This window comes from candidate division TA06 bacterium, assembly GCA_004376575.1.
GTDB lineage: Bacteria > Hydrothermota > DG-26 > E44-bin18 > E44-bin18 > E44-bin18.
Genome location: SOJN01000118.1, coordinates 1 through 7275, shown reverse-complemented (window position 1 = coordinate 7275; position 7275 = coordinate 1). Strand labels below are relative to the sequence as shown.

General features: G+C 52.9%; 3 protein-coding genes and 1 tRNA gene. 3 read left to right on the top strand and 1 reads right to left on the bottom strand.

Annotation, left to right across the window (positions count from 1 at the left end; all coding sequences use genetic code 11):
- Positions 1 to 587 precede the first annotated feature (587 nt).
- A complete protein-coding gene (locus E3J62_09770) occupies positions 588 to 4394 on the top strand; it encodes a VWA domain-containing protein (protein TET44620.1) in 3807 nt (1268 codons plus the stop codon).
- Positions 4395 to 4554: 160 nt separating this feature from the next.
- On the opposite strand, the gene E3J62_09765 is transcribed toward E3J62_09770, so the two are convergent.
- Positions 4555 to 5517, bottom strand: a complete 963-nt coding sequence (locus E3J62_09765; protein ID TET44619.1) for an ABC transporter substrate-binding protein — start codon at positions 5515 to 5517, stop codon at positions 4555 to 4557.
- A 370-nt stretch (positions 5518 to 5887) separates the two neighbouring features.
- On the opposite strand from E3J62_09765, the gene E3J62_09760 reads away from it, so the two are divergent.
- Positions 5888 to 5961: transfer RNA gene (locus E3J62_09760), tRNA-His, on the top strand.
- Between the two features lie 389 nt (positions 5962 to 6350).
- The gene (locus tag E3J62_09755) at positions 6351 to 6614 is read left to right on the top strand and encodes an RNA-binding protein (GenBank protein ID TET44618.1); all 264 of its coding nucleotides are present in this window, start codon (positions 6351 to 6353) and stop codon (positions 6612 to 6614) included.
- Positions 6615 to 7275 lie beyond the last annotated feature (661 nt).

The window sequence follows — 7275 nt, the reverse complement described above, 5'->3', positions numbered from 1 at the left end:
GGTTATAAGAGTTGGGCTTCAAAGCCCAACACTTGAAACGATGAAATTGGGAAATTAAAGAACTTGCGGGAGATTGCTTCGTCGGGCTTCGCCCGCCTTCGCTCAATGTGGGTATGTGGGACAGGCATTGAGGGGATCCTTCGGGTTCCCTCAGGATGAAAAATATCCTACCCTGTCTACTGACAGTGTGAATCTTTTTCAGCTACGACTGGCTACGCCCGAGTACGTCCAGGTGACTTCGGCGGGCTTTTCCAGCCTACTCCTGTCAGACATATGTGCAACATTGGAGCACACCTAAGTTCTGAGAGCACTTGACCCTGGCATTTTCTCCTTGACAGGAATCTCTCAGTGTCATATATGTGTGATACAAGTCTGCCGGGGGTGGAGAGGTGGCAGTATCCGTTGCCAAAATCAGGCGGATAGTCGTATTCTCCAGAGATTCATATCAATGATGATTCAGGCTCCGATGGCCAATGTGGCGTTGTAGAATTCTGCTGCCTTTGCAAAGGCATAGTTGAGGGCAGACATAGTGACTCCCATGACACGGGAAGCCGGAAACCCCAAGGAGGTGGTTTATATAGATCCACATGAAACACCACGGACAGAAACATGTTGAGTTTCACCTAGCTATGCAGCTTTTCAGGAACAATCAGCGCAGGTTTTATGCTGCGCGGCACCTTAACTTGACAATTGGGGAGGTCGACATGTTGCGGATTCACAAGCCTTGTAAGACTCTGTGTATTACCTTGGTTGTTGGCAGTTTAGCAATTGGGCTCGGCTGTGTACGCGCGCCGAAGAGGCCAAAGCCTGTCCCGCCTTACGCACCCCTCATCACGGAAATTTCGCCCCAAACCACAGATAAGGAATACCCTTGGATCGAACTATACAATCCCCTTAAACAGGAGGTCGATGCTTCCCGCTTGGTTCTGGTCATTAATGATACCTACCGCTACGTTCTTCCCGATAAGCTAGCTCCCGTGCCGCCCCAGAGCTACGTTGTCATTAGATTAGACGACAAAGATAGACGAGCGGACATTTATGATTTCAGAGAAAAGAAGGCGGTCCTACATCCTGGTCCGAAACTGAAAAGCGCTATCAAACGCAAGTCAGGCCAGATCGCCGTATATAAGATGAACAAGCAGGGACAGGAAGAATTAGTCGACTTTGTGTCCTGGGGTGCGCCGGGTTCGCAGAAGAGCTTGACCCTGGAGCGGCATCGGATATGGAATAAGCGGTGGTTCGTCAAACAGGTCAATACATTCGGTGATTACGACCCCACTATGCTGGCTCAAGCCAAAGATTTCACTATTGGCCGCTATCCAGGCAGCGTAGGCCGGCATCTTTCAGACTGGGTTGTATTTTACGGAGACGAGCGCACACCGGGTGCGGACAATCGCATTCCCGGGGTAGGCATGTTTACGCTTACGGACAACGCAACCGTACGAAGTGAGGATATCGCCGTGGCCTGGACCGGCTACAAGAATGCCAGGAAGTTTAGATTCCAAATTGCCCGGGACGAATCGTTCCAGGATATGGTTGAAGATGTGATGCTGACCCAGACGTACTATAAGCCCAAAACAGTTCTGCCTGAAGGTACGTATTACTATCGCGTCAAGATTATTGACGCTGAAGGCCGCGCGAGCGCCTGGAGCAGAACCATGAAGGTTAACAGCAAACGCATGGGAGCCAGCGAGGATGGCACCTATGAGGACGGGGCCATTGTGGAGGAAGTGATCCTAACTGACATGCTATATCGACGCCAAAGAAAGGATACGAATCTGCTTTGTCTGGACGGCTGTCCTTCGCATCTGGATGGCACTACTGTAAAACACTGGGACAATATTCACCCGGATGCACCGCCGGTGAATGGCGTGGATCACGGCTTTATGAACTGCGTACGGGCATCGATCGCTATGATGGTGACTTTTTATGGTCAGGAGCTGAGTCAGGACCGAATTTCATATTTCACCCAGGAAGAGCGGGCAGGTGTCGGAGATGGCATTCCCGAATGGGATCTAGCCCATGGTGATGGGATGGGCTATTCCGCTGAAGAAACAGCAGCTCTGGAATGGGCTCTGGATGAAACGATTACTGATTTTATCGATACGCCTAATCCCAGCTTTAGTGATCTAAAAGGCTGGCTGGATGCCAGTCGTCCGATTATGACCCGTCGACCTGGTCATCTTCGCGCGATGAACGGTTATCGAGTAGAGGATGATGGCGAAGAATGGGTCCATATTCTGGACCCTGGCAGCGGTCCGCGCTGGGAAACCTATACGACCTGGGATTCGGGTGCAGAAGCAGCCAAGGGGACTTGGGTCGGCCCGGTGAACGCGCCCAATGCCCGCGAGGATGAGCCCAGCATTTGGCAGGATTCGGACAATGACGGGGTCATGGACTTTGACGAGCAGGTCCGTTTCAACACGGGCCGCTTTGATACAGACTCGGACAATGACGGCGTGAATGACAAAGAAGATATTTACGAGTACGTATACCAATTTGCGGATGTTTATGTTAAACGGGACGCAGACTTCGATACGGATGGAGTGCGCAAAGAGAACGACCCAGACAATGATGGTGACACTTTTAATGACGGCTGTGAGGACCAGAATGGCAATGGCATCTACGAGCCGGCCTCGGGCGAGACGGACAATTTCGTGGTGGACGCCGGCTTGGTCTGCGGTGAGAAGCCCATCCACTCGATCATTGTATTTGACCGCTCAGGCAGCATGGCAGTTCCCTCTGCAGATCCGAAATACGACCGGGCTGCGGATGCAACCACCCTGTTCCTGGATACCTGGCTGGCCAACGATCCGCCAGACCAGACAAAAGTAGGCTTGGTCTATTACGATAATACAGCCTACTATGACGTCAATACCACTACCAATACTACGCTGGAGCTTCTGGAAGAGAACAAGCGAGACAAGATTGTGGCCTCGTTTTCGGTAAACCGGCCGAATTACGGTTCCACTTCTATCGGCGGTGGCATCCTGAAGGCCATGGAGGCCCAAGGCTTTGACGTGGCTGGGATTCCAGTGGATGACCAGTACCGTGTGATAGTGGTGCTTACGGACGGCAAGGAGAATATAAATCCCCGGATGCACGACACGAACGTGACCCAGGCCTTAGTGGATAACAGAGTGGACGGCTACGCGCTGGGAATAGGCGATGAGACACAAATCGATGAGGATAAGTTGGATGCCCTGGCCGACATTCTGAACCATCCGCCCGCCTCTCTTGCCAAGGATCTGGACGAGTTCGAACTGGAGAAGTTCTTCCTGCAGGTCCTAGCCGAGACTCAGGGTATGGAATTCAATATGGACCCAGTGGCGGTGATTAACGTAGGCCAAACCAAGACGCACGCAGTCCCGGTCAACCCAGGAGCTGAACGGGTGACCTTTGTAGTGGTGTGGAATGAGACAAACGGTAAGATCGAGTTCACCTTGAAGAACCCAGCCGGCCAGGCCGTGGCGGCGGACGTGGTCAAGACACACGTGCGCTACCAGGTTTCCTCCAAAGCATCACCGGCGCCCGGGCAATGGACACTGACGCTCACGGCCTCCGCGCCGGGCACGCCGGCCCCAAGCGTGATCCACTACAGCATGATGGCACTGGAGAAGAACACGGCAGTGTCGGCCTTTTTCCAGGTCCAGGGGTTACACTTCCTGACTGGCAACAGCTTACGCCTGGTGGCGAACCTGTCACAGCAGAAGCGGGCTCTGAAGCATGGCCGGGTCGTGGTGAAGGTGGAGCGGCCGGCCATAGGTTTGGGCACATTCACGTCGAAGGCGCGGGTGCGGATTCCTAAGAGTCGGGCGATCGTGGAGAAGGATGTACTGGTTTCAGCCGTGGAAAAGAAATATCAAATTATGGCCCAGAAGAAGATGAAAGTACCCACCAAGATGGCGACGGTTGTGCTTAACGACGAGGGCAAGGCCGGCGATGAGATTCCGGGCGATGGCAAGTACACGGCGATCTTCAAGCAGACCCGGTACGATGGCCTCTACACCTTCCATTTCGTGGCCAGCGCGCGTCAGAAGGGGAAGGTTTCAGTATTGAACCGGGAAAAGGTCTTCACCGTGCACGTGAGGCCCAAGATTCAGCCACAGAAAAGCTTATTGAGTGTGGTCAGGCGTGAATACCGCCCGGTGGACAAGCAGACCTACGTAAAGCTGATTGTTACGCCGAAGGATCATTTCGGGAACCATGTGGGCCCAGGCCATGGGGACCTGTTGAAGCTTGACGTCAAGCAGGGCAAGGTGGTCAAGATCGTGGACAAGCTGGACGGGTCCTATGAGGTGGAGATGACGATGCCCGGGAATTATCGGGGCAAGCCCGGCCTCCAGCCCACCTTCCGGCGCCTGGACGCGGGACAGAAGGGGACCAGGAAGTAGTCTGGAGACCACTAGAGAAATGCACCAGTCGAAAGGCTGGTGTGTACTAGGCAACAGATTTGGCCAGCCTGTGTGCTTTCTCCAGTAAAAGCATGCTCAGGGCGCGGCGACCGCGCCCCTACAGAAAATGTCGTTCGTGATTTCGTCTTTGAGTCTCCGGTTAGCGCAGGTGGTTGCGGGTGAGGATCATGGGTTTCACGTCTACTTTGCCCAAGAGGAGTCTGAACTCATGGAGAAGGTCCGCCTCCTTCTGTATCAGGTCGATTATCTCATCGGTGGGCTCGTAGATAGCCTGAACGTGAATTCGTTGTAGGAGTCTATAACTTAGACCAGTATACTTCGGAAGCAGCTCCTTCGCTTTGTCAGGGTTTTTGCGGAGAAATCGAGAGGCTCTCTCAAACGCTACATAGATTCTCTTCGCTTTCTCGGGCTCTTCCTTGACTAGCTTCGCCGGCATAACGAGCGATCCCGAGAGGAAGGGATCCATGATATATTTGCTACGGGGATTATCGAGTAGCGAGATTCCTATCCCCTGTTCTATTGCCTTGGTCGTACGTGGTTCCATGGCATAGAGAGCATCGTACTCGTGCCTGGCCAGCCCCTGGATGAGCATAGATCTGCCGACCTGAACGATCGTAACGTCTTTCTGCGGATCAAATCCCATCTTTTTGAGCATCAGCCCAAGCCACTTCAGATTAGTGATCCCGTGGGAGCATCCTATTTTGCGCCCCTTCAAGTCATCAACGGATTCGATGCCTGCGTCTTTTCTAACGATGATCTGGCTTACTACGTGCCCTTCCCCCTCACCTGCCGGAAGGAAGATTCTCAGCAGCCCCGGGGTCTTCTGTTCAAGCGCAAAGATAGTAGTGAAACCAATGTGCGCCAGGAGATCAACCTCACCGCGCACCAACGCATTCATTGCTTCGTTGGCAGTTCCAAACTTGACTGGGGTGACTTCCAGGGCTTGCTTTTTGAAACAGCCTTCTTTGATCGCGACGAAGAACAAGATGTCAGCAGGTGTTGGGAGGTATCCGATTTTCACGTGCTCCGGTTCCTTAGCGCAACCCGCAAGAACGGCCAGCACAGCCACGAGGGTTATTGTGATTGACGCCCAGCGTTTCATCGTTTGCCTCCATTCCGAGAAGCCCAAAACACGAAAATCGAAATTCGAAGATCGAAAATCGGCCACAACCGCCTACACTCTACCAGAAATTGAGCAACTGGGAAACCAAGAAATTCGGAAATTGGGGAAATGAAAGACCTTGCCGGAGATTGCTTCGACTCGCTCCGCGAGTCTCGCAATGACATATTCTGTTCTGGGTGGCGGCAGGGGTGGGTTCTGTAGTTTATTTTCGGAATTTCGGGCGGGGTCAGGGGGAACGGGTGGGGAATTTCAGGTTTTTGGGTCACGGTGTCCGTGGGCGTTGAGCTTGACAAGCCGCCCTCTTTCTGTTAACTTCCTCACTGTATACAAGTTAGGTAGTAATCACGTGGTGGGCGTAGCTCAACTGGTTAGAGCACTGGACTGTGGCTCCAGTGGTTGGGGGTTCAAGTCCCCTCGCTCACCCGCCTTCGCCAGTCTACGCTCAGGTAGCTACGACGGGCTTCGCCTCTCTTGACTTCCCCACTTCGCCCTCCGTGGCTTTGTGGGACTTCGCGGCGGGTTTTGCTCGCCCCACTTTGAACGTAGAACGCCGGAGGTCCTGAGCGATAGCCGAAGGACCTGCTGAATTCTTTCTTGATATCTGATGAGGCATATTTCGTGCTTCGTCGGCGCAAGCCGACCGAGGAATCCAAAAGGCCCAGGCCACTTTTGGCTTCGATGAAGTGGATGGCAGACTGTAAAGGAGGTGGTGGAAGTAATCAATCACACCTTGTGATTGAGGCTAGAATTGATATGTTGTGTCTACCGCCGAAGCAAAGATTCGTGGCCAGAGAGAGAAGAAGGAGGCCGGAATGCCAGGCACCAAGCTTTATGTGGGGAATTTTGACTATTCTGTGACCAGCAAAGAACTGGAGGAATTATTCTCCGCTCATGGTGAAGTCACGCAAGTCAATGTGATTGAAGGTAGAGGGTTTGGATTTGTTGAAATGTCCAGTCAATCCGAAGCTGAAAAAGCGAAAGAAGCATTGGATGGTTCTGATTTCAAAGGACAAACCTTGAAGGTCGACGATGCTCGCCCGCCTAGAAAAAAGGAGAGAAGAGGGGGCCGAAGATAATAGAATGTCTGAAGGCTAGTCCAGATCTGGCCGTAGATATGTCAGTGTAATACCCAAGACGCCCAAAAGCAACAGACAAAGGCCGAGGCTTCCGAGCCTGTCCTGAGTGCCCCGAGTGAAGTCGATGGAGCGTAGTCGAAGGACAAATACCCTGCCGCCCTGCCTGCAACCAGGAGTTGGGGGAGAAGTCACAAGAAAGACCTCTCCGGAGATTGCTTCGACCCGCTCCGCGGGTCTCGCAATGACAAGTGGGGCGGGAATTGTTTTCGGTTGCTGGTGTTGTCCTTCGTCGGCGCAAGCCGACGGAGGAGAATCTGCTTTTTCTTACAACAAAACAAGGGCCGGGGTGAGACGAAATTGGGAAACGAAATAGGCCCAGCCCGCCGCAGGCGGGATGAGCGATATTTCGTCCTGAGCGAAGCCAGACGAAGTCTGGCAAAGTCCCTTCGATTCTCTCAGGATAAACTCCGGATCTGCTTGTGTTAGATTGAATCAGATTGCTTCGACTCGCTTCGCGAGTCTCGCAATGACACTTTTCTTTCTGTATTACGAAATTGGGAAATGAAAGAGCCCCGGAATCGCGTGTTACGGATATCCGGGGCTCTTTCTGTGATCGAAGAGGGATTATCCCTCGATTCGTTTCACATTTGTGGCTTGTTTT

What these genes read in the sequence shown, in the direction of transcription:
- E3J62_09770 (TET44620.1), top strand. Translation starts at nt 588, where the DNA reads ATGAAACACCACGGACAGAAACATGTTGAGTTTCACCTAGCTATGCAG.
- E3J62_09765 (TET44619.1), bottom strand. Translation starts at nt 5,517, where the DNA reads ATGAAACGCTGGGCGTCAATCACAATAACCCTCGTGGCTGTGCTGGCC.
- E3J62_09755 (TET44618.1), top strand. Translation starts at nt 6,351, where the DNA reads ATGCCAGGCACCAAGCTTTATGTGGGGAATTTTGACTATTCTGTGACC.